At 44.9% G+C, this 1,305-nt stretch carries 1 protein-coding gene; it reads right to left on the bottom strand.

The features are described 5' to 3' along the window. Positions 1–1,064: M4 family metallopeptidase (locus H144_RS0123555; protein ID WP_033403044.1), on the bottom strand; the 1,064-nt coding region annotated here is incomplete at its 3' end. Positions 1,065–1,305: the final 241 nt, after the last annotated feature.

Below are 1,305 nucleotides of genomic sequence, written 5' to 3'. Positions count from 1 at the left end.
GTAACCGTAAGCGAAGCCTTTTTGAGGCCGTTGAAATCCGTGTATTTACCGAGATGATCGAGGCAGTTCCAGACGATTTGAATTGCTTTGTTGACACCGATTCCGTTGAAGTGATAGGAATAGCCCAGGTCGTTGGTTTCCGTGCCGATTGTGCCGTTTGCCAGCAGATAGTACCAGTGATCGATTACGGTTGCGTTTTGGTGCTCTATAAAACTGCCGTCTCCCGGACATACGTTTGCGTAATGATTGCCACAATACGTGTCTGGCATCTGCACTAAATGTGGGTTGTCGAATGGCCTGCCTTCCCACAGGACTGTCTTCCCTAAGGTCCACTTGTAAAGGGCGGGGGAGTTTTGCTCGTGTTCGTTTAGGACATATAACCCGATGATATCGCATAGAGATTCTTCCAGGACTCGTCTTTCATTACAAAGATTAAGATTTTGTGCGTTGGGACTGACTGCCTTGAAATCAATGATTGCATGAACGAGTTCGTGCGCGACAACGTCAATATGGTTTACTTTATCTTCGGTGCCATTAGTAGGAAATATAAATTCCTTTAGTATGGGATTGTATTTCACCGCAGCTATGTAAGACGGCTTTGCAGGTGCCAGTATATTCCATACGACCTGCTTTCCATTTATTCCGTTGTTATCGATACCTGCCCATCCAAACTTTTCCTTTATGATTTTGAGCGTGATTTCAGTCCCGAAAAGAAGCGTTGCAGCGTCAACACAATACTTGCTGCCGAAAAGCCCGTTGTCGAATTCGGCGTTAAATGGTGGTTGGTTTACAAATTGTATTTCTTCTGAATTTTGATTGATTGATCTGACCAGAACTGATGGCAACCCGTCTTCCGGGAGAGTTTCAAGGCGCCGCTCAATTATTGTCCCGGCGAGATCGGTTGAGTATTCCATCACCTTGACCGGAACAGGAATATCATAATATTCAGTCAGGACGTCCTGCGTGACATTATGCTGATTATAAATCTGCTGACCCTGGACTGCAACGAATGTCGTTGCTAACCAAGAAATACAGCCTAAAAGCATGTTTAAATATCTTCTCATAGTATGTGTGACTTTTGTGATATACACAATGATAAATAGCTGCAAACAAGTGTTCGGTAGTGCTTACTTCACATCCAGCTCAATATCCGTGAACTGAAACCCTACCTTCCACTCGTTAAATGGCGAAGACGGATCGACGAAGTCGTCGGTAATGATGTGTTTGCTGACAACGGTCTGCCCATTGAGCGATACGGAGAACCACGGCTGATCGAACGGATAATAGAGCAGCGGATCGAAAATG

It is taken from the genome of Dyadobacter beijingensis DSM 21582, from assembly GCF_000382205.1.
Lineage (GTDB): Bacteria > Bacteroidota > Bacteroidia > Cytophagales > Spirosomataceae > Dyadobacter > Dyadobacter beijingensis.
The sequence above is the reverse complement of the archived record's forward strand: the minus strand, read 5'-3'. Positions and strand labels throughout refer to the sequence as shown.